The organism is Pelagibacterium sediminicola (assembly GCF_003390885.1).
Classification (GTDB): domain Bacteria; phylum Pseudomonadota; class Alphaproteobacteria; order Rhizobiales; family Devosiaceae; genus Pelagibacterium; species Pelagibacterium sediminicola.
In genome coordinates this window covers 42,028-65,376 of the sequence record NZ_QMEL01000010.1, presented here as the reverse complement: position 1 = coordinate 65,376, position 23,349 = coordinate 42,028, and the positions used below count along the sequence as shown (strand labels likewise).

At 60.3% G+C, this 23,349-nt stretch carries 27 protein-coding genes; 1 reads left to right on the top strand and 26 read right to left on the bottom strand.

Annotated features, from left to right (window positions below; translation table 11 throughout):
* Positions 1-58 precede the first annotated feature (58 nt).
* Entirely contained in the window at positions 59-844 is a 786-nt protein-coding gene (locus DQG18_RS14035; protein WP_157970188.1) for a PI-PLC domain-containing protein, read from the top strand.
* A gap of 23 nt (positions 845-867) precedes the next feature.
* On the opposite strand, the gene DQG18_RS14030 is transcribed toward DQG18_RS14035, so the two are convergent.
* From DQG18_RS14030 to DQG18_RS13905, 26 genes are all read right to left on the bottom strand, one after another.
* Positions 868-2,691, bottom strand: a complete 1,824-nt coding sequence (locus tag DQG18_RS14030; RefSeq protein WP_157970187.1) for a right-handed parallel beta-helix repeat-containing protein — start codon at positions 2,689-2,691, stop codon at positions 868-870.
* 38 nt (positions 2,692-2,729) lie between these two features.
* Positions 2,730-4,472, bottom strand: coding sequence for a phage tail protein (locus tag DQG18_RS14025; RefSeq protein ID WP_116654877.1), 1,743 nt, complete (start codon positions 4,470-4,472; stop codon positions 2,730-2,732).
* The gene (locus tag DQG18_RS14020) at positions 4,473-4,910 is read right to left on the bottom strand and encodes a GNAT family N-acetyltransferase (protein ID WP_157970186.1); all 438 of its coding nucleotides are present in this window, start codon (positions 4,908-4,910) and stop codon (positions 4,473-4,475) included.
* Positions 4,895-5,485: a hypothetical protein gene (locus DQG18_RS14015; RefSeq protein WP_116654875.1), complete on the bottom strand. Its 591-nt coding sequence runs from the start codon at positions 5,483-5,485 to the stop codon at positions 4,895-4,897. The genes DQG18_RS14020 and DQG18_RS14015 overlap by 16 nt, the downstream gene beginning before the upstream one ends.
* Complete coding sequence (locus DQG18_RS14010) at positions 5,486-6,193, bottom strand: hypothetical protein (RefSeq protein WP_116654874.1); 708 nt, start codon at positions 6,191-6,193, stop codon at positions 5,486-5,488.
* Positions 6,193-8,181 (bottom strand): phage tail tape measure protein, encoded by a 1,989-nt coding sequence (locus DQG18_RS14005; protein ID WP_116654873.1) that lies wholly within the window; start codon positions 8,179-8,181, stop codon positions 6,193-6,195. Before DQG18_RS14005 ends, DQG18_RS14010 begins: the two co-directional genes overlap by 1 nt.
* Before the next feature lie 296 nt (positions 8,182-8,477).
* Positions 8,478-8,825, bottom strand: coding sequence for a GTA-gp10 family protein (locus tag DQG18_RS13995; RefSeq protein ID WP_116654871.1), 348 nt, complete (start codon positions 8,823-8,825; stop codon positions 8,478-8,480).
* Positions 8,826-8,828: 3 nt separating this feature from the next.
* Entirely contained in the window at positions 8,829-9,527 is a 699-nt protein-coding gene (locus DQG18_RS13990; protein WP_116654870.1) for a phage tail tube protein, read from the bottom strand.
* A gap of 70 nt (positions 9,528-9,597) precedes the next feature.
* On the bottom strand, positions 9,598-10,425 hold the full coding sequence (locus DQG18_RS13985; RefSeq protein WP_157970185.1) for a hypothetical protein: 828 nt from the start codon (positions 10,423-10,425) through the stop codon (positions 9,598-9,600).
* A gap of 92 nt (positions 10,426-10,517) precedes the next feature.
* Positions 10,518-10,910, bottom strand: a complete 393-nt coding sequence (gp17, locus tag DQG18_RS13980; RefSeq protein ID WP_116654868.1) for a tail completion protein gp17 — start codon at positions 10,908-10,910, stop codon at positions 10,518-10,520.
* A complete protein-coding gene (locus DQG18_RS13975; protein WP_116654867.1) occupies positions 10,910-11,383 on the bottom strand; it encodes an HK97-gp10 family putative phage morphogenesis protein in 474 nt (157 codons plus the stop codon). The genes gp17 and DQG18_RS13975 overlap by 1 nt, the downstream gene beginning before the upstream one ends.
* Entirely contained in the window at positions 11,380-11,742 is a 363-nt protein-coding gene (locus DQG18_RS13970; RefSeq protein ID WP_116654866.1) for a phage head closure protein, read from the bottom strand. Before DQG18_RS13970 ends, DQG18_RS13975 begins: the two co-directional genes overlap by 4 nt.
* Positions 11,742-12,371 (bottom strand): head-tail connector protein, encoded by a 630-nt coding sequence (locus DQG18_RS13965; RefSeq protein ID WP_116654865.1) that lies wholly within the window; start codon positions 12,369-12,371, stop codon positions 11,742-11,744. Before DQG18_RS13965 ends, DQG18_RS13970 begins: the two co-directional genes overlap by 1 nt.
* A 48-nt stretch (positions 12,372-12,419) precedes the next feature.
* Positions 12,420-12,806, bottom strand: a complete 387-nt coding sequence (locus DQG18_RS13960; RefSeq protein ID WP_116654864.1) for a hypothetical protein — start codon at positions 12,804-12,806, stop codon at positions 12,420-12,422.
* A gap of 62 nt (positions 12,807-12,868) precedes the next feature.
* Positions 12,869-14,155: a phage major capsid protein gene (locus tag DQG18_RS13955; protein ID WP_116654863.1), complete on the bottom strand. Its 1,287-nt coding sequence runs from the start codon at positions 14,153-14,155 to the stop codon at positions 12,869-12,871.
* Between the two features lie 9 nt (positions 14,156-14,164).
* The gene (locus DQG18_RS13950) at positions 14,165-15,019 is read right to left on the bottom strand and encodes a head maturation protease, ClpP-related (protein ID WP_116654862.1); all 855 of its coding nucleotides are present in this window, start codon (positions 15,017-15,019) and stop codon (positions 14,165-14,167) included.
* Positions 14,997-16,274 (bottom strand): phage portal protein, encoded by a 1,278-nt coding sequence (locus DQG18_RS13945; protein WP_116654861.1) that lies wholly within the window; start codon positions 16,272-16,274, stop codon positions 14,997-14,999. Before DQG18_RS13945 ends, DQG18_RS13950 begins: the two co-directional genes overlap by 23 nt.
* 9 nt (positions 16,275-16,283) lie before the next feature.
* Complete coding sequence (locus DQG18_RS13940; RefSeq protein ID WP_116654860.1) at positions 16,284-17,978, bottom strand: terminase large subunit; 1,695 nt, start codon at positions 17,976-17,978, stop codon at positions 16,284-16,286.
* A complete protein-coding gene (locus DQG18_RS13935) occupies positions 17,975-18,550 on the bottom strand; it encodes a hypothetical protein (RefSeq protein WP_116654859.1) in 576 nt (191 codons plus the stop codon). Before DQG18_RS13935 ends, DQG18_RS13940 begins: the two co-directional genes overlap by 4 nt.
* A 111-nt stretch (positions 18,551-18,661) precedes the next feature.
* Positions 18,662-18,874 (bottom strand): hypothetical protein, encoded by a 213-nt coding sequence (locus DQG18_RS13930; RefSeq protein ID WP_116654858.1) that lies wholly within the window; start codon positions 18,872-18,874, stop codon positions 18,662-18,664.
* 25 nt (positions 18,875-18,899) lie between these two features.
* Positions 18,900-19,235, bottom strand: coding sequence for an HNH endonuclease (locus tag DQG18_RS16360; RefSeq protein WP_198669778.1), 336 nt, complete (start codon positions 19,233-19,235; stop codon positions 18,900-18,902).
* Between the two features lie 3 nt (positions 19,236-19,238).
* On the bottom strand, positions 19,239-19,400 hold the full coding sequence (locus DQG18_RS16215) for a hypothetical protein (RefSeq protein ID WP_157970184.1): 162 nt from the start codon (positions 19,398-19,400) through the stop codon (positions 19,239-19,241).
* Between the two features lie 60 nt (positions 19,401-19,460).
* Positions 19,461-19,787, bottom strand: a complete 327-nt coding sequence (locus DQG18_RS13920) for a hypothetical protein (RefSeq protein WP_116654857.1) — start codon at positions 19,785-19,787, stop codon at positions 19,461-19,463.
* A gap of 1,167 nt (positions 19,788-20,954) precedes the next feature.
* Entirely contained in the window at positions 20,955-21,812 is an 858-nt protein-coding gene (locus tag DQG18_RS13915) for a hypothetical protein (RefSeq protein ID WP_116654856.1), read from the bottom strand.
* Between the two features lie 76 nt (positions 21,813-21,888).
* Positions 21,889-22,464 carry a hypothetical protein gene (locus tag DQG18_RS13910; protein WP_157970183.1) on the bottom strand — a complete coding sequence of 192 codons (576 nt, stop codon included), beginning with the start codon at positions 22,462-22,464 and terminating at the stop codon, positions 21,889-21,891.
* Positions 22,465-22,555: 91 nt separating this feature from the next.
* Positions 22,556-23,344, bottom strand: coding sequence for a DUF262 domain-containing protein (locus DQG18_RS13905; protein WP_116654854.1), 789 nt, complete (start codon positions 23,342-23,344; stop codon positions 22,556-22,558).
* Positions 23,345-23,349: the final 5 nt, after the last annotated feature.

The window sequence follows — 23,349 nt, the reverse complement described above, 5'->3', positions numbered from 1 at the left end:
CCTTGCGGCAGCATGCTTCACAGACTAAAAGCCCGTCTAACGTGCTAAGGGGGCTGTCATGAAATTAATAAAGGTTCTAGGCGTGGCTGTAGTCATGCTGATTGGGCTGGGGGTGTTGGGTTTATGGTGGTCAACACAGACCAATAGCGGCGAGAGTTTGCCCCGTATCGCGCATGCCGGTGGGGGGTATAACGAGCAAACTTATACTAATTCTCATGAAGCTCTTGATGCCAACGCCAATCACTATGACTTATTTGAGATAGACTTTGTTTGGGCGTCAGATGGCGAATTGGTCTGCATACACGACTGGGCTCACAGCGCCGAGTTGTGGTTGGGGAGAGAATATGACCCGCCGCCGACCACCCCTGAGTTTCTGCAAGCCGTCAAGGCGCACTCCGGCATCACTTCATGCACGATCAGAAGCCTAATCACTTGGCTAGACGCCAACCCCACGAAAAAAATCGTTACGGACATAAAAGAGGACAACCTTCGGGGGCTTGAGCTTATCTCTGAGCTGGACCCGAAGTTCGCAGAGCGCTTTGTTCCGCAGATATACCAGCCTCAAGAGTTCCCCGTGGCGGAAGCACTCGGCTTCAATGAGATAATTTGGACCCTTTACCAGTATCCAGGCACCCCCGATCAGGTATTGCAGGAGGTTGCGGATATGGACTTGTTTGCAGTCACCATGCCTACCGTCAGAGCCGTTGGCGAACTTCCTACACTGCTAGGTGACGCTGGAATTTCGACCTATGTTCATACCATAAACGATATTGACGAAGCAGAGGCCTTTTTCCACGCTCAGGGGATTGATGGGATCTACACTGACTGGTTGCAGGCGCGCTAGCCATACGCCGCCAGACAGTCATCTTAAACCGCCACACCGGCAACAATATTCGGACTAATCACTCCTGTAACGAGTCCGCCCGTGGTGAGCGCAGCGCAATTGTTGCCAGTGACGATGGCGTTCTCCCCGCCTACCTGTATCACCCCGCTAACACGATTGTTCACGACATTATTCCTCGTTGCTACGAAAGCACCCGACGTTACGACGGAGATAAGCGGGTTAATGCCCCCGCCGCCGATGCAATCGTTATCGTGGACTTTAGCGTCTTTGCCCCCGTACAGATATATCGCGCGAGAGCCTGCCGCCCCCATAACTATATTGTTGTCATAGACATGGGCGCGGTTTGAGAAGTCGAGGGCAATCCCGTGCCTCCCGATATCGTAGATAAAGTTGTCGTGTATCCACACGTTAGCAAGGAGTTCGCTTTCCTCCACCCCAGACAGTGACACCGCCCGCGCTCCAATGGCGGTAGAGCTGCTGGCTGATCTGTTGATGTTCAGGAGGGTATTGCCGACAATCTTGTAATCGGATTGGTTTTTGCCACCGACAGGCAACGAACGAATTCCAACCTGCAAAACATCGTCATCTAGCGCTCCCGTTGAGCCGATAATGCGGTTATCTTTAATATGTACGCCTGCCCAGCCGTACATCGACACGCCTACGCGGCTGAACGAAATGGAGTTGTTGAAGATTTTGATATTCTCGTGACGAGCGGTTCCTGATACTGCGCTGTGGGTGCCTATCCCCGTTGCCCAGTTGGTGATCGTGCAATCCTCTATTAGAATGCCATTGCATACCGTCTCGTCATACGGACCAAACCAAGGGAAAGGCTCGTCATCGATCATGGCGTCAATCTGGACAGCCTCTCCCAGAATGTCGTCATTACCCCCGCCGTCCATGTAGCAATCTAGGACACGCCCACGTTTGACGGCGTTTAGTTCAATTGCGTGCCAACGACCCGGGACATTCAAAATCTTAGCCCCTTGAACCGACACGTTTCGACAGTGACCAAACGCTATAATGGTCGCCGCAGTCGGATAGTTATCCATATTGCCGTCCCAAACGCCCCCAATTATATGAATATCCTGGGCGGCTTCATACCCACCGGCAACCCCGTCCGACTTATTACGGATCATGTTATTGTAGGCTGCACTGCGCATCACAGTCGCTTCTGGGGCAAGAATTAATGTGGTATTACTCCCAATCTCAAACGCTTCAGTTTGCTCATATTCTCCGGGACCAACATGGAGCGTCCCGCCTTCAGCCGCATCTAGAGCTTTCTGAAATCTTGCTGTCTTTTCGGATGGAGTAAGCCCATCTAGTCCGAATGCGGCCAGATGAAATTCTAGCGAACCCGAAGCAAGAACACACAACTTCACCCCGCCCGCCGTCTCGACATGCGCGTCCGTCGCATCGCTTGCCGCCACCTCATAGCGGAAGCCTTGGGCGGTGATGATATCGCCCTCACCAACGATAACGTCCTTGCCAGACCCAGCGTAGCCCATCGTTTCGTCAGCTTGCAGCGCCGCGACGGTCTTGAAGTTCGTAGCGACCTCGATGAACGATGAGGCTGCATTCTCTGCGCGGTCGGCCTCAGACTCGGCACGATCTGCTTCTCCCTCCGCCCTATCGGCTTCATCCTTGGCATCGCTCGCGCTCTGGGCAGCTTCCTCCAACGGCGCCAACATGGCCTTACGCAGATTAACCTTTTTGGGGTTATGAACACCGGACTGCGGGTCGCCCACGGGCAGCGGCGCATTGACCGGCTCACCGGGCAGGCCATCGCCGGTATAGCGCTTGAACTCGCGCAGTTCTCTTTCGACAATTTCTTGAGCAGTTTCAGCCATAGCGATACCTCGGCATAAAAAAGCCGCCTCGGGGGCGGTCAGGGTTCTTCGGTGGTGTCGATCTCGGCGTAGGGGAAGGTCCATGCGCCTGCGGTGTTCTGCGGCCCTAGCCATCTGGCCTGAGCCTGATATGCGCCCGGTGGCAGGCCGGTGATGAGGGCGGTCAGGCCATCGGGCTGGGTTTCCATGGCCAGCCAGTTGGCCCCCGCCCCTGCTCTGATCTGGACCTGCAGCGTCAGCCCGTCGCGGCCCGGATCATCCACCGTGGAGAGAACTTCGCCTTCCGCTGGCGCGGTAAGAGCGAGGTTCTGCGGCACCGGGAATTCCAGATCAGGCGTCGTCTCTTGCGGGATGGCGGGGTTTTGGCCTTCCTCTGCCGTGGTCCAGTCATAGGCGGCCTGCGCGATGGAAATGACCTCGAGCTCAACCGCCGTCAGGTCGGGCCGGATATTGAACCCGGAAATGAAGAACGCATCATCGATTTGCAGTTCGGGCATGATGATGCGCACCGCCCGCTCGCCCAATGCGTTGAGCCCGGTGAGGTTAACGACCACCCGGCCCTTCCAGCGCGGATTGGACTTGGCGATGTGGATCTTGGCCAGCCTGCGCGCCTGCGAGGGCGAGGGCACGAAATCAAGATCAAGGTCGGACGGGATCGGGCCGCGCTCGGCTTGGTCAGCCAGATCGATCCACGCCTGCGCTTCCATGGTCTGGAAGTCGTGCTCGGGGCTCGTATACATGATCTTGAGTTCATTGAAGGCCGAGAACCGGTTGTTGCCCTGATCCATGGTGTGGCCAAGGATGGTTTCGGGCGCGATGGTGACGGTCGGCGTTGTCCATGTCCCGCCGCGAATGGCGATCTTGCCCTCGGCAGTCTGGTAAAGCTCGGCATCGCACGCTGCCCGCATCTTGCTCAGCACCGATTGCGGCTCGTCGTTGAGGCTGTAGACACCCCAGAGGCGATAGCGCTTTTCCGTCCCGCCCCCGGCCAGCGGCACGCTCTCGTCGCACACATCGGCGAAGTCGACAAAGCTCTGGATATCGATGTCGTCGATCGAGCGCCGGTAACCGTCCGGGTGCGTGAGATAATCGAGGATGCAAAGCGCCGCGTTGTCTGACCATGCAGTCGTGTCGGTGCGCGGGTCCCATATCTTGGTCAAGCGACATAGCGCACGGACCGGCGTATGTGCACCCTCGGGAAAAATCTTGTTGTATTCTTCGGCTGGCGGGGACCGGAACCGGGCCACCATATAAGCGATACCGCGCAGTCTGTGCTGGGCGGTCCATACGCCAGACCATGCCCCCGTCATCAAGCTGTCGGCGGACTGATTGGCCGTCCCCAGATGCTGGCGGATGCGTACGGCGCGATTGCCATCCCACGACAGCGCGCCATTGGTTGCGTCCCCGTTAGAATTCAGGCTGGCGACGATATCGCCAACCCGGATGTGCTCGATGGCGTCGATCTCGCCCGAATGCATCATGATGACCTGATGAAGGTCGCCCGACTTGCTGTCCCAGAACGCACGTGTCCCACCGAGTAGCGCCTTGCCGTAGCCACGGACGCGGGGCCCGGTCGATTGATTGACCACGGCCTGGGCCTGCGGCGTGCGCATGGCCGGTTGCGCGCCGAAGGCACCGGTCGCCAGCGCCCCGAGTGCGGTCAGCCCCGCCCCAACCGCAAGCAGGCCAACGCCATAGGCAGCGGCGAACGACATGCCGAGCACGTTCGCAGCAAACAGCGTGATGTGCATCGCAATGCCGGTAAGGACCCCAAAGAACATCTAGACCGCCTTTACCCAGACAGATTCCGCGTGCACGTAGCCGCGCTTGCGCAGAATGGTCGCCGCCGTCGCGTTGTGGGGCGGCGTGCACATGCGGGCGAACTGGCACCCCTGTTTTTTTGCCCATTGCTCGTAGTGCTTGAGCAGCCGGAGGCCAGAGCCGCCCTCGCCCCACCAGCCATGCTCCTGCGCAAATGGGACGGTCGATACGGACCCATAAGCCACTGTCGCCGCGACAAAGCCGTTGAGCCCTTCCCTGCCCTCGGACACGGCCAGAAGGGACCGCGATCCGGTCATCAGGTGCAGCAGGGTTCGCATGGTTATGTCGTCATCGAACGGCGCCATCTGCCGGGTCGAGACATGCAGCTTGCGCACCATCGCAAGGACGGCGGGCAAATCGGGCGAACGGGCGGGGCGGATCATCAAAAGACCGGCCACCGGGCCTGTTTCTGAACAAGGTTGACCACCTGCTCCAATCCCCGGTCGCCGGGGAACCGACTGTTCTGGTCGCGGTCGGTCCAGAAGCCGTAGGGCGGGCGGCGACGGTTGACCCAGAGGCTTTCGGCAGTGAGCGTCACAGTGCGCCGGTCCGCCCCTTCCAGCGTGTAGCTCATCTGGTCCATGATGCCGGTGGCAAGCGCATAGGGGCTATCGAGCAAGGACCAGGGCTGCTTGCCTGCATCGTCAGGCGTTACGTCGAAGAACTGGATATAGACTGTGATGCGCCGGTCCTTGACCCGGTCCGAGGCCTGCCGCGCCATCTGAACAATCGTTGCGTCCACACCGGACAGCGTGAACGTCATCTTGGGTGCCCGCGTGCCAATGGGCTGCTCAAGGCCCTCGATGCTGATGAATTCGCCGGCGCCCAACCAATCGTGCCCGCCAGCCCTGAGTAGCCCATGTCCGGGCCACCAGCGGCGCGGCACTTCGCGGAAATCGGCAAAGGTGAGCAAGGCCGCACCGATCTGCCGTTTGGCCATTGCGGCTTGTATCGTCTGCGGGAAAAAGGACATTCAGAAGCTCTCAACGAATTCGAGTTGCCCCTGCCCCCAGCGGCCTAGGTCAAGCTCAAGCTCGCCCGTCGCGTCCTGCGCAAAGCGCATGAGGCAAACCGGGCGATCGATGATGACTGGCGTGCCCTGCTCCACGTCCTCGCGCAGCCATGGCGAGAACCTGATCTGCGTGGGTGCGCCATCCGCTTCCTGCCAGGCCTGGGTGACCACGTAGAGCCGATGGCCGATGCTGAAATACTGACCTGGTCGCAAACCATCGATCCCCGGCCCATACTCAACCGCGATCTGGGTGGCGTTGAGCGCAGCAGGCGCGGAAAGGCTGGCGTATACCGGTGTATCGTCCTGAGCGAAGCCGGAAAGGTCGAAGTTTGTCCCGTCTTTGAACAGCGCGTCGTCGCCATAGAGCGCGGTTGCCAGTTCCTCGAAGCGCCGCCCATTGGCATCGCGCGGCCCGTAGGCCTCCCACTTCGGCACCAGTACCGTTCCGGCTCGCCCGCCCATTCCAGCGACGAAGGCCCGCCATGCGAGCACACTGGTTTCAGTGACGACTGGCATCGAAAACTGGGCCCGCCATCGTGACGATGGTGCAACGACCACTTGCTCATTGCCGAGGATCGAGACGCCGCCCGAACTGGACTGGTTCTCGAGAAAGAACAGTCCGGCGCGAGGAAAGATCGCAGGCAGCCATGACGTGGCGACAAGAGCCATCACGCGTTCCTCATCTGCCAGTCGGTCACCAGATTGCCGATGTTCTTCTCGACCGTCTTGAGGCCCTGTGCCACGCCAACCGAAACCATCTGCTGGATTTCCATATTGCCCCGCGCGCCTTCCACGTTGACGTTGATCTCAAGCTTCTGCGGCCCGTCACCACTGGTCAGCGTCTGCCCCGGCTTGGTGATGTCGACGCGTTCATTGGGCGATTTGCGGAACATGACGAGCTGGCTATCGATGCCACCCGCTCCGCCCGGCAGGATCGTGCCGCCCCGCGCAAAACCGAACAGCTTGCCGATGCCGGAGAAGAGGCCACCGAACAAGCCTCCGCCGCCCATGCCGAGCAGAGCCTGAAAGCCCTGATGGATGAACATGCGCCCGAGGTCCCTGATCAACGAGCCAATCATGTCACCGAGGTTCTTGCCGCCCTCGATGGCGGCCATGAGCATGTCGGTAAAGCTGTCGGCCAGTTTGTTGCTTACCTGCTGGCCGATGTCGCCCAGCTTGGAGAGGGCTTCCTTGGTCTTTTTGGCAGCCCCAGCAACGCCGCCATCCCCGCTGCTATCGGACAGACTGTTGGCGAGCGCATCAAAGGATGTGCGCGTCCCCTCAGCCGTGTTCCATGCCGAACCAAGGGCGGCTGTCCACTCACCGATATAATTTCGGCCCTCTGCCACTGTGTCGTTGAATTTCGCGAAAGCCGAGCCGAGCACGGCCTCTTCCCCTTCGCTCAATTCGGCCTTCAGGCCGGAGAGGTTCAAGCCTCCCAGCAGTTCAAATTCGCGCCCGCCAATAGTGACCGTCAGTGCAGGCTTCTCGAACTCGGCAATGAAGCTGTTCCAAGCCATCTTGCCGATACCGGAGAACGCCTGCGGCAAATTCTGCCAGAGATCAATGACCGCGTTATACGCGCCCTCGAACACCGCGATGGTTCGGTTGGCGGCAGCCGTCACTACCTCGATCAGGTCCACGCCAATGATCTGCTTGATTTCATCCCGGAAGATGAACGCAGCGGCGACCGCCGCCGAAATGCCAGCAATGAGAAGGCCCATCGGGTTCGCCAGCATGGCAGCGGTTAAAGCGCGAACCGCCCCCACCATCGTCGTTCCGATGGCTACCGATACCGCCCCCAGTCCAGAAAGGATGGCCGGTGCAAAAAAACCCGCAATCCCGGCAACGGCCACCCCGGCATATCGGGCCACTTCGACAAGGGCGCTGATGATATCGCCGGTATGAGCCGAGAAATTGATCATCGCATTGGTGATGGCGACGAACGCGGGAAGCGCCGCACTCGTCAGGCGATTGGCAAAAGCCTCGGCACCCTTGCGCAGCGTGTCGAGGTTGTCCTGAAACCGCTGTGCCGCCCGGATGGTGTCCTCATCGAGCACGATGCCGAGCTTTCGGGCTTCCTCGCGCAGCCGCTCCAGTTCTTCCGAACCGCCCGCCAGGACGTTGACCATCTTGGCCCCGTCCGTGTCGAACATCTGGAAGGCCAGCCGCAGCTTGTCAGCGGGACTTTGAACGCCCTCCATGGCGTCTGCCACTTCAGCCAGCAGCGCTTCACTATCCTTGAGCCTGCCGTCAGTGGTGCGAAGCTCGATGCCAAGTTCCTTGAACGCGCCCTTCGCAGCACCGGTCCCGTTGGCCGCCTCTGCCGAACGGCGGATGAAACGACGCATGGCCACATCGAAGTTCTGCATCCCCATGCCGCCCCGGTCGGCAGCATGTCGCAACTCTTGCAGTGCCTCGACATTGAGGCCGAGCATGTCGGCCATGTCGCCAGTAGCCTTGGCGGCCTCGGAGGTTTTCAGAACGATGGCGGTAAACGCACCAGCCGCAGCGGTCACGGCAGCCGCAATGGCCGCTCCCATGACTGCAGCCCGCTTGGCCAGCGTGTCCATGCCCTTGCCAGCACTCTTGATGCCAACGTCGAACGCCGCAGAGTCGAGGCCAAGATCGACCTTGAGATTACCAACGGTTGCCATTGATCATCGCCTCTTTCTGTTCGCCAGCCACGCGGCGACCTTTGCCTGCAGTTCATCGGGCGACAGAACACCCGCCCGACGCTTAGGCTCGTCCACAACTGCGCTATGCTTGGGCATTCGCTTGGATCGCTGGAACGCTGCCGTGTGCCACGCGATCGACATCGCAAGGGCCCGCTCGGTCTTGGCTCGAGCCAGTGCCCCGTCGATCACGGCCTGATATTCACGAAAGGAAATGTCCCAGAATGTGTCAGGGCTTTGCCCGACCTCGATCCATGCCGCCAGCAGCGAGGGCCAATTTATCGGGCCTTCGCTGCCTTGCGAGGGTTTGCCTCGCCTCGCGCCTCCGAACTGCCGGACGCCAGCCCTTTGGCGATGGCCTCGCCCCACAACGGGGCTTCCTCCATCGTCACAAGATCGCCAACCTCATCGAGGGTGAGGCTGTGGTGCTTCTTGAGCCCGGCCCAGATGATGACAAGTAGCGTCGTGACCTTGGGATCGTCGCCCTGCACATCAGCAAGGATCGATTGCAGGCCCCGCCCCTCGAACTGGCCCTCGATTGCCGCGCAGGCCCCGAGGGTGAAGGCGAGCGTGAATTCACCCGCCCCCACCGTTACCGTGTGCTCGCCCTTTGTCGGGATCGCCATGGATTAAGCCCCCGCCACATTTGCCGTGGAAACACTGGTCGCAGTGTCCGACCCGGCGCTGTTGGTGGCCGTCACCGTCACGGTGATCGGGTCACCGATATAGGTGCCGTCAAGCGTATAGCTGCTCGAGGTCGCGCCGGGGATCGGGGTGCCATCCGCCAGCCACTGGAAAGCGAAGCTGGGGCTGTCGGTCCAGATACCCTCCCATGCGGTGAGGGTTTCGCCTTCCTTGGCGAGCCCGGAAATCGCGGGCAAAGCAATGTTGGTGGGTGCGGACGCAGCGGACCAGACTTCCTCTCCGTTGACGCTGACCTCGATCGTAGCGGTTAGACGGTCATCCAGGGGCACCGCCTTGCTGTAACCGGTAATGCTCGCCGGGAACGTCACGATGACGCCATTCGGAAATTCGATCTGGTGATTGCGCGTGTCACCCGCCTCAAAGTGAGTGCGCAGGAACTCGTCCGTGCCGTTTCCAGGGATCCAGTTGACCTCAAAACTGGCGGTGCCGGAATCTATTAGTCCATTCACGAACTCTCTGCGCCGACCGGGGGACTTCATATGCGTAGCATCTACCCGATCAGACGATGCCTCGCCGGGTGTGACATTAAACACCTCACCAACATCGAAGTAATTCGGGGACGGCAATCCAGAAGGGTCCCAGATACGGTAGCCCGTTAGGTATCCGATCATTGAATCAGTCATTGTCGCTTCTCCATGAAAAAAGCCGCCCCACTACGGGACGGCTTCGAGCCTTGGTTGTGATCGCCCGCGACTAGATCGGCAGGCTGGGTTGAAAAGGTGCGTCGATCTTGTTCGACTTCTTCATGTTGTCCGTCGACCACAATGGCCGAAGGTTATCGAGCGCCCAGCAACGGCGAAAATCGATGTGGTGGGCGTCCTCGTAGTTGAATACTGATTTTGGGATCACGTGATCGATGTGCCATTCCCCGACATTCTCCCAATTCATACCATCGAGAAAGTGTCTCTCAAGATGTGCCATCAAATCCGACAGAGAGTACCCGACCAGCTTCTCCCAGCGCCTGCCACCCTTCCGCTGCCGTAGTGCCTGCCGAATATTGGAGGACATGCGATCGTCAATGCGCCCCTTAGGGGTTGAACGCCGCCTACGATCGGCTGCCCTCACCTTTTCCCGGTTTCTTTCGATCCATTGGCGCTGGATATCGGGGTTTTCCTCTACCCACTTCGCCCGATATGCCAATCGGGCATCGCGGCTGGCCCAGTACCTTTTCCGATTCTCCGCACTAAGCCGCTCTTTGTTCGCCGCCCAGTATTCTTGATTGTACGCTCGCCGCTTTGCAGGGTCGCGCACCCTCCTTGCCTCGATTGCCTGAACTTTTTCAGGGTTCCTCTCGCGCCACCGCTTTGTAGCGGCGATGAAGACCTCCGGGTTATCGAGACGGTACTGGCGCAGATGCTCCTTGTTCTTGTCCCGCCATTTCTTGTTGCGAGCCCTCATGCAATCCTTGCAGTGGCTGCAAACACCTAACGGCCTGCCTGCTGCTTTCCAGAAATTGATTAGCGGCTTCTCAACGCCACACTTGGTGCAAACCTTGGTTTGCGCTATGGCTTTTTCAGCCATTCCGACACCTCGCTCGTGTTGGTTATGGTTAGGGCCGCGCGGTGTACCACCACCGTTGCGGCCCGATCAGTTTACAGAACAGACCAGAAACATCAAGCAGGCGCCCAGAAGATGCGGTAATCAATCTGCGCCTGAAACCAGCGCGTGCCACCGTCCATGTCGAAGCGGGTGCGGTGATTGTCCTTGAAGCACCCGTCGAAGCGGTAGCCTTGATAGGTGCCTTTGTAGCCAGAGAGGAACGCATCGAGCGCATCGGCAAGCTGGCGGCGGGCAAGGGCTGTGTTGGCGCGGCAATCGAACTGAACGCGCGTCATGTAGTGCTTGACCTCGCCCTTCATGCGGTAAACGCGAGGCTCCGAAATCACGAACATGATGATGCGCGGCCCCGTGGCGCCTTGGGTCGATACATCCCAATCGACGTTGTTACCGACGATGTTCTTGATGGCGGTATCGGATAGCAAGAGGGAGGCAAGAACGTTCTGCATCACTTACCTCCTGCCGCTTTCCGCGCAAGACGCGCAGCCTTTGCCGCCTCACGCTTAGCTGCTCGCTCGACCTCAACCATGAGGGTGTCCGAAATTCTCTTCAGAACTTGGCCTTTGGTCGCGTCAAACGCCGGCCGCATGAACGGCTGTGGCGGCTCCTTGAAGGTGCCGAACTCCTGCGGGATGGCCGCCGGGTTGTTGGGGCCGACGAACATCTCGACCGGAGCAAACTTCTTGTGCTTGGCCCGCTGCGACTTCGTGAGCCGGGTCGAGACGTCGATGCTCTCGCTCAGGTGCAGATCAAACTTCGGGGCGCGCTGCCGGGCTTCCTTGGCGAGGATTTCGCCGCCGGCACGAAGGGCACGAAGGCCGACATTGCGCGCCGCCCTGCCCGTGCCCACCTGCTCATTGAGCGCCTTTAGTGCGGCCTCTGTTTCCTTGAGACCGATCACCTTCACTCTCACCGGCTTCATGGCCCGGGCTCCGGTGCGGGCGTCGGATTGAACAGGTCGGACCGGGCCGCAGCGGTGATCTCTATATACTCGCGGCGGCCGAGTTCCTTGACGCCCACCACGTCATAGGTCATCCCCTCGCAGGTGAGCCGGTCCTTGGTGTTGAAGTCCGCCACTTTCTTGGACCAGCGGATGACAAACCGCGTGGTGAGGGTCGAGCCGATCTCGGCAGCGCGTAGACGTTCGGTGTCCGAAACATCGTATTTCGAAGCCCATGGCCTTGAGAGCACGGTCCAGCCCTCAATGGGGTTATTCCACTCGTCGCGGGTGAGGCCCCAGCGTTCCAGCTTGACCCTGCGGTCGAGTTTGCCGGCTTCCATCACACTTGCGCCCGGCGATAGGGCGCAGTAAGCGCGGCAAACCCAAGGGGGAGGGAAGTAGCGTTACCAGAGGTCACCGCCTCACGGTTCTTGTATGCGTGACCGATCATCAGCAGGATCGCAACCTTAATGGGTGCAGGAACGGTAGACTGCGCCGGTGTTGCTGGTGTATCGCCGTCCTCGGGGATAGCCGGGATCGTCGGCCATCCAGCCTTGTAGGTGACGGATACAGCGCGGCTTTCGTGCAGATCGCGCGGGAACTCATAATCAGCGTCAAAGCGCACGATCGCGCGCCCGGACGCATCGGTGCGCAGGTCGTAGCGCGCGCTGGGCACGGTACCGACTTGCCCCGCTGCGTTGCGCCAGGTGACCGTGGCGATGCTGTTGACCGCTCCGAGAGGCAAGCACAGCTCGCGCGCAAAGCCATCAAAGTCCTGCCGCCATTCCTGTTCCACTAAGCAGCGCCCGAGAATGCCGGTCCAGCCATCGAGATAAGCCGTTGCCGCCTCGATGAGCCCGCCAATCAGATGATCTTCGTCATCACTGTCCACGCGCAGATGGAGCTTTGCCTCATCGAGCGACACAGGGAGCATGTCAGGCGGCGATACAAGAACCGGGGCGTGCTGCATGGGTTACCTCACAGATGAGAAAGGGGCGGCCGAGACCGCCCCGTCCGATCACGCGACAGGCGCGTCGTAGGGATGACCGCGCAGGATCACCGCGCCGGCGGCGATCGAAGTGCCGGAGGTCTTGGTGATGACGGCGCGGACATAGCGCTTGGTGCCCTTGTATCCCTGCTTGTAAACCGAGTTTGCATCGAGGGCGTCGGGCAGTTCGCCCAACAGGTCACCGGCGCCAACGTCGGTAAAATCGCCGCTGGTTGTGGTGTCGGATTCCTGCAGCTTGACGGCGTAGAGCCCGTCACCAGCGATCGCTCCGGTGTTGACCACCAGCGTGGCACTGTTGAAGCCCTGCAGGTCGACCGCAGTACCATTGCCGTTGGCCGTTACGACGGCTGGCGCAAGGGTCTGCGCGAGGCCGAGGCCGGAAATTCCGTCCTTCATGGATCTCTCCTATTGATGGAATGATGAAGAAACGGGCGACCGAGGCCGCCCGCAAATTATCGTCAGGAAGCGGCGATCTTGAGCAGCTTGATCGCCTCGAAGTTCACGATCCCGCCGCCCACGCGCTTGGTCGTGTAGAAATGCACGAACGGCTTGTTGGTGTAGGGGTCGCGCAGAACCCGGACGCCGAAACGATCGACAATCAGGTAACCACGATTGAAATCCCCGAATGCGATCGGGAACTTGCCGGCTTCAACAGCATCCATGTTGTCGTCGTTGTAAACCGGCTTGCCCAGGATGGTGGCCACGCCCGCCGCGGCGGTCGGAGGTGCCCAGAGGAAGTTGCCCTCGGCATCCTTGAACTTGCGGACGGTACCCATCACCGCATCGCTCATGAGCCACGACGCACCATTCCGGTAGCCGGACTTGAGCGCATAGTAGAGGTCGACCAGCGCATCGGCCTTGCTGACGGTGGCAGAGGCATCCGCGAAGTCCCCGGCCTTGCCCGAAGCGACATAGCCGAGCTTGCCCCATGCATAGGAGGCGTTCGCCACCGTATCATAGGCGAGCAGGCCGCGAGGCTTGTTCACGCCGTTGCCAGTGATAAAGGCCGCGCCTTCCTGCTCCGCAAACTCGATCGACACTTCATCTGCCAGCCAGGCCGCGATGTCGATGCGAGCATCGTCCAGTGCCGTCTGCGTGATGGCCGGATTGGCGTAGAGTTCCGCCGTGTTGATGGCGATCTCGCGAAGGGTCGGCGTATCCGTTTCGGGGCGCGCTTCTTCCTCACCGACCCAGCCAGCGCCGGCCCCACCCATATTGACCAGCTTCTTATAGGTGCTGGTGCCGATGGAGATGACGCGGGCAAGCTGCCGCATCACCGAAGCCGTGCCGAGAACGCGGTCGATTCCAGCCTCGGTTTCCTCGGGGACGAGGTAACCACCATCCGGGTCGGACTGCGTGGTCATCTTGGCGTTGACCTCGAGTTCGCGCATGTCCGCGTCGATGGCCCGGTCGCCCTTGCGGAACCAGGTGTTGAACGCGGCCGCGTGGGCAGCAACGGCCTCGTCTTCGACGCCACCGGCCCCACCAACCTTGATCGCGGCCATCGCCGCATTCACCGCGTCGATGTCCTTGGTCAGCTTGCCCAGTTCGGCGTTGATGCGATCGACCTTTTCTGTCTGCACAACATCAGCCATGCCGGCCTTGATGTCGGCCAGTTCCTTGTCGCGTTCGGCCTTGAAGTCCTCGAAGGTCTTCTGCAGCTCGGCCAGAATTTTGGTCGCGTCACTCGTTTCCGCGCGCACGCCGACCAGCCCGCGGGCGCGGGTGTTCAGTGCAATGGTCATGATTGTCTCCTATGACCGTATGGTTTCGATGAGCCGCTGGACAGCGGCCTTGTCTATGCCTGCATCACGCGCGGCGGGGTTGCGGCTTGCATCACGCGGGGCCGCTGAAACGCCCATCTCCACAAGGAGTTCAGAGCGCTTGTCTCGGGGGAAGCCTGCTTTTGCCAGCGCGGCTTCGGTCTGCCGGCGGGCCATCAGCCCTCGGTCCATATTTTTCGCTTCGCCTTCCGGTTGCTCGATTGCATCATCTACGACATCGGCAAAGCCATTCTTGACCGCATCGGTCGGCCCCATGAAGGTTTCCGCATCCATCAGCTTGACGATCTCGGCCCGCTTCATGCCGGTCCGCGCTTCGTAGATGTCAGCGATAGCGCTGTCGAAGCCATCGAACAGGTCGGCCGCATCGCGCATGTCGTGCCGATTGCCGATCACGACACCCCACGCGTTGTGGACCATCATGAACGTGCCAAGACCCATACGGATTTCGTCACCTGCCATGGCGATGATCGACGCAGCCGACGCCGCCCAGCCAAGCACTTCGACCGTAACCTTGGCAGGATGCGAGCGCAGCAGATTGTAGATCGCAATGCCCTCGAACATGTCGCCGCCCGGCGAGTTGATCTTGACCGTAACGTCCTTCTCGCCAATCGAGCGCAGTGCGGCCGAAATGCGTTTGGCCGTCACCCCGCCGCCCGTCCACCAGTCCTCGCCGATCACCTCGAACATGGTGATGGTGGTATCGTCGCCTGACGCTGCGACCACGGGCGTTTCGGCCCACTTTGACAGCACATCGCTTGGGGCGTCCCACTGGAAGTTTTGCGGACGCTGAAACGTCTTGGCTTCAGGCAGTTTGCGCAGGCTCATCGCCACCATCCTTTTCAGGTTTGTCGCCGCCGGCCGTGTTCGGCGGATCATAGAACTGGCCGCCCAGGCCGTCCGCCCGTGGGTTACGGTCTTCCAGCTCAAGTACGTCATCGGGCGAGAACACACCCCACTGAAGCGCTTTGACGTAGGCCTCCCACCGGGCTTTGATGTCGCCCTTGACCAGCGCTGAGCGATTGAATTTCGCGCGCAGGGCCTCATCGTCGAGAAGGTCGACAGTGATGGCCTCTTCCCACATGGTCAGGTGATCCTCGAGCGTCCACGTCACAAAGCCGATGGACTGCTGCTCAATGCCTGTGCCCCAACTGGTGCTTTTCTCTGTGTCACCGATCATGTGCGGCGGAACACCAAAGAACATGGCAATGTCAGTCCGGCTGAACTTTCGACCCTCCAGCCATTGCGCATCCTCTGCCGTCATGGACAGCGAGCCGGTGTCCATCCCCTCCTCGAGGATGAGTGCTCGACCTTCTTTTTCGCCGCCAGCCCGGAACTCATCGAGACTGGACCGCAGGTTCGCGACACCATCGGGGCCCAGCTTGTTCGGGTGCTTCAGAACCACCGAGACGCGGGCACCATTCTTGAAGACGCTCGCTCCATGATCTTCCATCGAGAGGGACAGGCCGATGGTTTCGCGAGCGTAGGTGAGCGCGGAAACGCCATGCACCCCGTCCAGCGTCAGGCCGACAAGGTGAAACACTTCCTCTTGTGGCAGCTTGATCTTGCGACCGTCCTTGCGGGTGTAGGTGTATTCCAGCGTCAGATCGTCGTTCTGCTTGCAAGCGACTCGATCTGGATGAAGCGGGACGAGTGCTTGCACCTCCCCCCGCGATCGCACGATCAGCGCATAGGCATTGCCGCGCAGTAGAAGATGCGCCTGCATCATGCGCCGGAACACTGCCGGCTTTTGCCATCCGTTCGGCTTGCGACTGAAGATACGGGCGACCGAATTATCCGAAGCCGATTCTCGGGTTCGCTCATCCACCTTGCGGATGATGTCGATCGGCAGCGTGGCGACAGCGCCGGCAATAATACTGACGCAGCGATACACCGCCGCAACACGCATAGCGCTATCCGGCGTCACGCGCGTGCCTGAAGCCGTCACCGTTCCCCCGCGCAGGGCTTCCTCAAGCTCCTCGGACGTGCTGATGACGATGCCGCCGCCACTGTCCTGAAAGGACGCACGAGGCTGCGAGGCCGGAGACGACTTGCCCCCGAACCATCCGCTCCAAAATGCCATTGCGTTCTCCTAAAGGACCAGTGCGCCGCGCGATTTGTAAACGGAAGGACCACTCACTTCCGGGTTCCGCATCATCACGGTTACCGCGTTGAACAGCGCCATGGCCGGGTCGATCTTGGCGTCACCGGCGTTCTGTTTCGTCGCCCGGATCGCCGTTGCTGTTGGTTCGATCTTGAGGTTGCCCACGCACCACGCCATCAGGTCCTGACCGGCATGGCGCAGCGTTCCGTTAGCCAGCTTACGCTCCGCCGTCTTGATCGCGTTCATCATGCCAAAGCCCTGCGGTGCGCCAACGAGCAACCCGGCCTCTTGCGTCACGCCGATCTCATCGAGCGCTTCGAGCAGTTCGCCCAGCCCCGCAGGGTCAACCGCGACCGGCCCAAGCTTTCCGCGCTGCTTGATCTCGCTGATGATCTCGATGATTGAGGAAATGTCTTCCAACTCATCATCGACGATAATCAATTCATCGGCCTTTTCGAAATCACGCAGCCGCGGCGCGATCGACTTCCGCCGCTCCAGCACACCCTTGTGCGCCCACGCCTTGGACCAAGCCCACCAGTCGCGCGCTGCCTTATGCCGCCCCAGCAGGGTAAGGCCGAACAGGTCATCGAGGCCGCCGCCATCAATGCCCGGCACGATCACCTCACACTCATCGAGCAGCGTCTCATACGTGATTGCCGTATCCGCCCGCATCGGCCAGAAGTCTGCACCGGGCCAGCGATTGGCCCGCAGGTTCATCCCGATCTCGATATTCAGATGCTTGGCCAGAAAGACGTTTCGCGTCTCCGGCCCCTTGGCCCGCTCCTTGTCGAGCTCGTCCGCAATCCACTCCCGCCCCCATTCGGTGTGGCCGATATAGGGATTGGTGATGAAGTAGTTCTCCGGCTTGGCGTAAGCCTCGCTGTCGATCATCGCCTGTGGAAACTCGTAGATCACCGGCAGGAATTTCTTGTCTTCGATTTCGCCGTCCCGTACCTGCCGGGCATAATCGAGCTTGTCTTTGAACACTCCCGCCGGCGGGGCATCACTCTGCGTCGTGATCGAGATCAGGAAGCCCTCGGGACGCGCCACACGACCGCCCGCCGCTTCCCGCATCATAGCGTCAGCGCCCTTCTTGGATCCAAACTCCCAAAGCTCATCGACCAGGACAAACGCGGCCTTGTTGCCCGCCACCGTCCCTGTATCCGCCGCCAGCACCCGCAGCGTTGCACCGGTCTTCAAATGCGTGATCGTCCGCAGATGGTCCTGAATGTGCAGGAACCCTTCCTCGCCCGCGTTCAGATCAGGATCAGCGCGCACCATGTCGGCAGCGGGTTTGAACGAGTTATCCGCCGCCTTGATCGTTGGCGCAACGATGATCAGTTCGTTCGATTCACGCCAGTTGCGGATAAGCGCCGTCAGCATGATGCCAGCGGAAATGGTCGATTTCCCGTTCTTCTTCGATACGCACAGGAAAAACTCATTGATGAGACGGCTTCCCGTCTCCGGATCATAGGCCCCGAACACCGCTTCAACGAAATCAAAGACCCACTGCCCGCCCGCCTCGCCAAACGTCGGTCGTCCGGGCGCATCCACGACCCTTAGCGCCTTGAACACGTCGAGCGCCGCTTGCGCCTCGTCCGGGAACAGCGGCTTGCTCGGGATCAGCGACCGACCAGCAACGATCCGCTCCGCCCAGTCCGGGCAGGCCGTGCTCCAGATCACCGCTTGTTATCCACCACGAGCTTTGGTGCACTCGGAGCAGCGAACTTACTGCCTCCGCTCGCTGCGCCTTCCGCCCGCGCCTGCCGCGCCGCCTTCTTGCCACCCTTCCCGCCGTCCGCAGTCTCACCCACGGTCTTGAGGGACGCGGTAAGGTTCTTCAATATGGTAGATCGCTCGGCAAGCGACACGGCCTTGAGCAGCGCCTGCCGCCGGCGCGGGTCGCCTTCCTCGGAACAGATCATGTCCTCAAGCTCACCCACATGGGCGGTGACCGTTTCGAGCTCGTCCATGAGCCGGCCAGCAATGCCTCTGGCGCGATCCGACAGCGCCTCCGGCTCAACCGATGCGGGCTGAATAATCTCCACCGCCTGGGCACGCTTCTCACGATGCTCCTGAAACGGCCCCTTCGGCTTGTCCTTGCGGGTCCACCCCTCGGCCTTGGCCTTCTTGTGAACCGCGGTATCGGAAACGCCGTACCAGCGGGCAATCTCGCGCACACCCATGACGCCGGCGCGGTAGTCACGCTCGATCCCGGCCCAGTCGATAGGCTTTTTGTTGTTGGGTTTGGTCACTGGTTTGCACCTTGGTTTGCAGCCGCAAACTTATAAGGAGGAAAAAATCTCTGCGTGCAGGGGGCGCGGGTGTCCGCTCGGCCCGGTTTTCAGGCTTTCGACCACCCCCCCCTAAAGACAGGCGCCTCGGACAGCCTCGACCTTGGCCTGAGCCATCGTCTCGATACCCTCCGGCGAGTAGCCATCGTACATCAGGCCGCCATCCGCATGCGTGACGCGGATGTAAAACTTGCGGTCGGGGATGTCGTTGTCGCGCTCTATCTCGATAGTGGCGCCCTTATGTGTGCCGCGGAAGTAGCCACGGGACTTCTCGATGATCCTCATGTTTTAACCTTTGGCTCGATCGCGGTCAGCGGCGTCGGTATCGCTCCGGTGTCGGCTTTGCATCTCGCCCGAACTGTTCAGCCGTTACGATGCGGTGATGCTCATCACACAGATTGCGGGTGTTGCTGTCATCGTCTGTGCCGCCAAGAGCCAGGGGGACGATGTGATCCACTACTGTGGCGATGGTGATGATGCCTTTAGCTTGGCAAAGCTCGCACATGTAGTTGGTGCGGAGCATACGGCGGTGACGCTGTTTGACGCCGGCCCTGCCTCTTAGGCGTGGGGTCTCATGCTGGACGGTAGCAGTGAGCTGAGGCTTGAGCGTTGCCACCATGGGCTTGATGGTCTTGAGGCGGGCCATGGGTTATCGGCGGCGAGGATCGGCCATCTCGTGCCGCACGATCGCTCGGATACGCGCATCAAGGGATGCCGTGGCTTGCTCTACCAGTTCATCCACCATCATCTTGATATCGGCGCGGAATTGCTCGGAGTCGACGGTTATCTTGAGGGATTCCATCTTGGCCATACCTGTGCCTCTTGGGTTATGCCGCTTCACCTGAGAAAGGACGGGCGGCGATGAAGGGGGCTAGAATGCAGGGACCGGGATTTTCTCCCAGAGTTTGAAGCTGTCCTTGTCCAGTTCGCCGGAAAGAAGACGCCCCATCTGCCACTTGTGACATTCGGACAGGTCGGCAACAGCGTTGTATTCCGCCGCGCCCGCGAAGCCCTCAATAGGCTCCTTGGCGACAAGGCCAGCCGCAACCAGTTCATCAAGACCCGCTTGGCAACGGGCGCCGGGACGGCACTCGACCATGTGGAAGGTCACGCGGCTGGGAAGATGCGGGAAGAATGAGGCCGCGACTGCCTTGGCGTCATTGGATAAACTAGCAATCACCCGATCAACGTCACCCATGATCCCTCCGTGGTGGCAAAACGGCCTTGTCGACATCTCTGCTTCGCCGTATATTGCCGTTCTGGACGCTCCTTTGGCGATATAAAGCGCTTCGTCCGACGCGGCAGTTCGCCACTGCCATCACCCTGAACTTCAACGAGATTGTTTGCGATGGCTCATTTTGCCAAACGCATGATCTGGTGTGGGTTGATGGCACTCCAAGCGCTTGCCGCTCTAGCCACCATCCATGCTTGGACATGCACATTCATGCACGGTTGCTGATAGCTCTCGGAGGGGCGTGCCTACTGTGCGCGCCCTTCTCCTGCGATTGGTTGAGAGGCATTGAGACGGACGCGGCTCAAGGGTTCACGCAATCGAACGATATGCGCCCGTCTCAAAGAAAAAGCCCGCTGGCGAACCGGCGGGCAGTTGTGGCAAAATTTGCAACAACTGGATTGAGGCGGGACGGCAGCATCTTCATTTAAGCTCAAAAGAGCCCGCCTGCTTTCGCTACTCCACCCTTTCGGTAGGAGCCGCCTCAAACTGTCATCCTGCCGCCGGTACGCTTGCGCTGTGGGAGGTGTTCACGATGACGCTTACCCGGCGCGCCACCCGCCACAGACAGGAAGCGGATTGAGGCGGGCGACGATTGCTCATCGGCCCGTCGCTACCTCATAGCAACCGCCTCAAACTCTGCTTGTCGAGGGTGATGAGCAGCACCTCATCACCCCCGAGAAACAGACCGCGCCACCCGAGCAGGTCCAGATGATTCGCCAATGTCACAATTGCGCGCTAAGCTGCCTTCCTGCTGGCTGGTGCGGCGAGCTGGTGGGCGAAGATAGGAAAAGACAGACCTTCGCCGCGCGACGGAGGAGACCATGGCGTATTCCGAACTTTCCGACCGCGTGGCTACCTGCCCCACATGCCAGGCGGACAATGTTCTGATTGGCAGCGAGCTCGGCTCTGGCACTGAGATATGCTGTTCTCAATGCGGCGCTCATATTGGCCGATGGTCAGATACACGGGATCGGTATGTTGGGAGCGAACCGTATAGCGAAACGGGCGGGGATCTGCGCCAATAGAAAAAGCCCCGCAGTGTGAACCCCGGGGCCTTGGCGCAAGTAGCGCGATTACCAAAACCATAGGGTGATTTGGCCCCCTGCACAAGGGGGGCCAGAGGGGGCCACCCTACGCCGCCTCGCGGTTTTGAACAGGGTTTCCGTTCTCATCCTCGACGATCACAGCTTTACTACCGTCAGTCCAGCGGTGCGTTCGCGCTTTGACCGGCGGGTCCAGCTTGAAGAACTCGACCAGCACGTTCATCGCATCGAGCAATTCCTTTTCCGCCTTGCGGCGCGCCTTGCCGCTCTCGCCGTAGTGCAGTCGCTTCGCCAGCCGCCGTATCGATGAGCCTCCGATCACCACCGCATCAACAATGCCGGTCGCACGTCTACCCAATGCCACGCGCGCGTCGGCCAGTTCCCGCCGCGCATCGTCCTGCGCCGCCGTGATCTGATCCTGTTGCGGTCCCGACGTGTCGACCTTCACCGCCTCATAATCGATCGCTCGGGCCCCGCCGATCTGGGACAGGTCGAACAGCTTGGCATATCGGATCGCGGCAAGGGTCTGAGCCTCGGTGCGTGACTTTACCCGGGCCAGTCCGCCGATCAGGATCACCATATTGTGCGGGGTGAACTTGCGCTCCTCGTGCTTGGTCTCGACCTCCCCACTGGCCACCGCTTCCAGAAGGCCCTTTGTGACGCTGGGGTCATCGGTCAATCGGCTGGCGATGACCTTCTTGGGCTCGTTCTTGCCCTTGTTGACGATGGCGGCGAGTTCGTTATAGCGGCGGCGCGCCAGTTCGGTCCGGGCCATGTCGCGCGCCATGACGGCGTAGAGCTCGTGCAGCTGCTCGACGCATTTCTGGTATTCGGGAGAATGATCGTGGACGCCAGCGCTCAACTCCGCCTGGGCGGCGGGGAGCGCAGCAAGGGCCTGCTCGTAGGTGAGCGGCTTGGTCTTCTGGCCCTTGGTGGGCTTGGTCATAGATCGACCTCTCAGTTGAATGAGAGGTCGGGCAGTCGAAGTGAGACGCTGAACGGTATCAGCCCCTAGAACAGTGTCAAGAAAGAAATGCTCTCACCTCTTCCTTCAGCGCATCCAGGGTCATGCGCGTATGCCGAGCATCGTAAGTTTCCGCTCGACTGTTATAGATGCTTTGCTTAGCCACCAGCATTATCTTACCTTTGAGGTAGCGTGTTATTAGACGGGCATTGTCCGGAATGGGTATTTCATACCCATCTTCGTCGAGCCCAAGGTGCCCTTCATCCCAACGCCGCCGGCTGACATACCCATCAGGGCCCAGATCGAGCACAAGCTCGTACTCATCACCGACGACATCTCCCCGGCCAGTGGGGGGAATTTCTTCGAGATCGACTACGAAATATGACTCGCCGGGATGCCCCGGCAATCGCTGGAAGAATAGTTTTCGTGGCTTGAATAGGTAAAAGTAGCCAGGGCTTACCTGCATTTCTAAGCAGCCAACTTCATGGGAGGCTAGAAAACGGTCCCCGTCCATACCGCCGCCACTAGGTAGAAGCGCATGATTCAATGCTGCAAACGGTTCAAGAATCTGAAGCATTTCGGCAGCATCGTCCCATTCAATTCTGCCGCTGTTCAAGTTGCCGAACTGGGCCATCACGGTGTCTGCCCAGCGCTTTGTGTCTCGTTCTCGTGCCATTGAACTGCCCTCCGTTCATTAGTAGGTGTGCCCTTCTTGGCTGCCCAATTCAAGCCGCCCGCCGCTTCTTCCGCGTCCGGCGGAACCATACGCTCGCCAGCGCACGCCCAACCGGCATCCGGTGCGTCTTGGCGAACGCCTTGGCCTCGACGCCGAATTCCTCGTCGTTTCCGGTCAGCGCTTCCGATAGCGCGTCGGGCTCGACACTGTGCCGGAACTCGTCGTCGGTCATCAGGATTTCAGCTGCCCGGATATGCTCGCCCTTGATCGGGGCCAGTTCGGCCTTGGCCAGAACTTCGAGGATTTGACGCGCACGCATCGCACCCCACTTGTCGACCAGAGACCGGATAGCGCTGATCGCCACGGTTTGCCTCGGCTCGTACTGCGAGCACGGGTTGCGCATGATCGTGATACCGGCTCGCTCGCATACCTGCTCGATCGTTTTGGCGTCGTCATCGCTGGCGGCGACCTCGGCCCAATACCGATCCAGCGCCGAGATGTTCTTGCGTTCGCGGTTGATCGCGATGAAGTTTTCCGCCTCGGCCTGCGTGCCCTGGGCGTGGATGATGATCGCGGGGACGACACTGACCGCCGGGTGCCGACGAGCTGCTGCGAGCCGATGCTGCCCATCGGTGCAGTTGTAGCGGCCCTCCGCTGCCGGGGCGATGACGATGGCGCCAAAAGCATCCCAGGTGAACCAATCCAAGATGCGCTGCACCCGGGCGTCATCGAGGCCGCGCTGATAGGCCGGGTCTATGTCGATCAGGTTGACGTCGATCCAGTCGAGGACCGGGGGGTCGCCGGGATCGCGGTATTCGGTTGCAGTAGCGGGGTTCATACGAT

Coding starts and splice junctions, on each gene's coding strand:
- DQG18_RS13960 (WP_116654864.1), bottom strand. CDS start 12,806: ATGAAGGACGGAATTTCCGGCCTCGGCCTCGCGCAGACCCTTGCGCCA.
- gp17 (WP_116654868.1), bottom strand. CDS start 10,910: ATGCAGAACGTTCTTGCCTCCCTCTTGCTATCCGATACCGCCATCAAG.
- DQG18_RS13950 (WP_116654862.1), bottom strand. CDS start 15,019: ATGAGCCTGCGCAAACTGCCTGAAGCCAAGACGTTTCAGCGTCCGCAA.
- DQG18_RS14005 (WP_116654873.1), bottom strand. CDS start 8,181: ATGGCAACCGTTGGTAATCTCAAGGTCGATCTTGGCCTCGACTCTGCG.
- DQG18_RS14025 (WP_116654877.1), bottom strand. CDS start 4,472: ATGTTCTTTGGGGTCCTTACCGGCATTGCGATGCACATCACGCTGTTT.
- DQG18_RS14015 (WP_116654875.1), bottom strand. CDS start 5,485: ATGTCCTTTTTCCCGCAGACGATACAAGCCGCAATGGCCAAACGGCAG.
- DQG18_RS13965 (WP_116654865.1), bottom strand. CDS start 12,371: ATGCAGCACGCCCCGGTTCTTGTATCGCCGCCTGACATGCTCCCTGTG.
- DQG18_RS16360 (WP_198669778.1), bottom strand. CDS start 19,235: ATGGCCCGCCTCAAGACCATCAAGCCCATGGTGGCAACGCTCAAGCCT.
- DQG18_RS13905 (WP_116654854.1), bottom strand. CDS start 23,344: ATGAACCCCGCTACTGCAACCGAATACCGCGATCCCGGCGACCCCCCG.
- DQG18_RS13975 (WP_116654867.1), bottom strand. CDS start 11,383: ATGAAGCCGGTGAGAGTGAAGGTGATCGGTCTCAAGGAAACAGAGGCC.
- DQG18_RS13985 (WP_157970185.1), bottom strand. CDS start 10,425: ATGGCTGAAAAAGCCATAGCGCAAACCAAGGTTTGCACCAAGTGTGGC.
- DQG18_RS13945 (WP_116654861.1), bottom strand. CDS start 16,274: ATGGCATTTTGGAGCGGATGGTTCGGGGGCAAGTCGTCTCCGGCCTCG.
- DQG18_RS13970 (WP_116654866.1), bottom strand. CDS start 11,742: ATGGAAGCCGGCAAACTCGACCGCAGGGTCAAGCTGGAACGCTGGGGC.
- DQG18_RS13910 (WP_157970183.1), bottom strand. CDS start 22,464: ATGGCCCAGTTCGGCAACTTGAACAGCGGCAGAATTGAATGGGACGAT.
- DQG18_RS14030 (WP_157970187.1), bottom strand. CDS start 2,691: ATGGCTGAAACTGCTCAAGAAATTGTCGAAAGAGAACTGCGCGAGTTC.
- DQG18_RS13920 (WP_116654857.1), bottom strand. CDS start 19,787: ATGGGTGACGTTGATCGGGTGATTGCTAGTTTATCCAATGACGCCAAG.
- DQG18_RS13915 (WP_116654856.1), bottom strand. CDS start 21,812: ATGACCAAGCCCACCAAGGGCCAGAAGACCAAGCCGCTCACCTACGAG.
- DQG18_RS16215 (WP_157970184.1), bottom strand. CDS start 19,400: ATGGCCAAGATGGAATCCCTCAAGATAACCGTCGACTCCGAGCAATTC.
- DQG18_RS14035 (WP_157970188.1), top strand. CDS start 59: ATGAAATTAATAAAGGTTCTAGGCGTGGCTGTAGTCATGCTGATTGGG.
- DQG18_RS13930 (WP_116654858.1), bottom strand. CDS start 18,874: ATGAGGATCATCGAGAAGTCCCGTGGCTACTTCCGCGGCACACATAAG.
- DQG18_RS13955 (WP_116654863.1), bottom strand. CDS start 14,155: ATGACCATTGCACTGAACACCCGCGCCCGCGGGCTGGTCGGCGTGCGC.
- DQG18_RS14010 (WP_116654874.1), bottom strand. CDS start 6,193: ATGGCTCTTGTCGCCACGTCATGGCTGCCTGCGATCTTTCCTCGCGCC.
- DQG18_RS13990 (WP_116654870.1), bottom strand. CDS start 9,527: ATGACTGATTCAATGATCGGATACCTAACGGGCTACCGTATCTGGGAC.
- DQG18_RS13995 (WP_116654871.1), bottom strand. CDS start 8,825: ATGGCGATCCCGACAAAGGGCGAGCACACGGTAACGGTGGGGGCGGGT.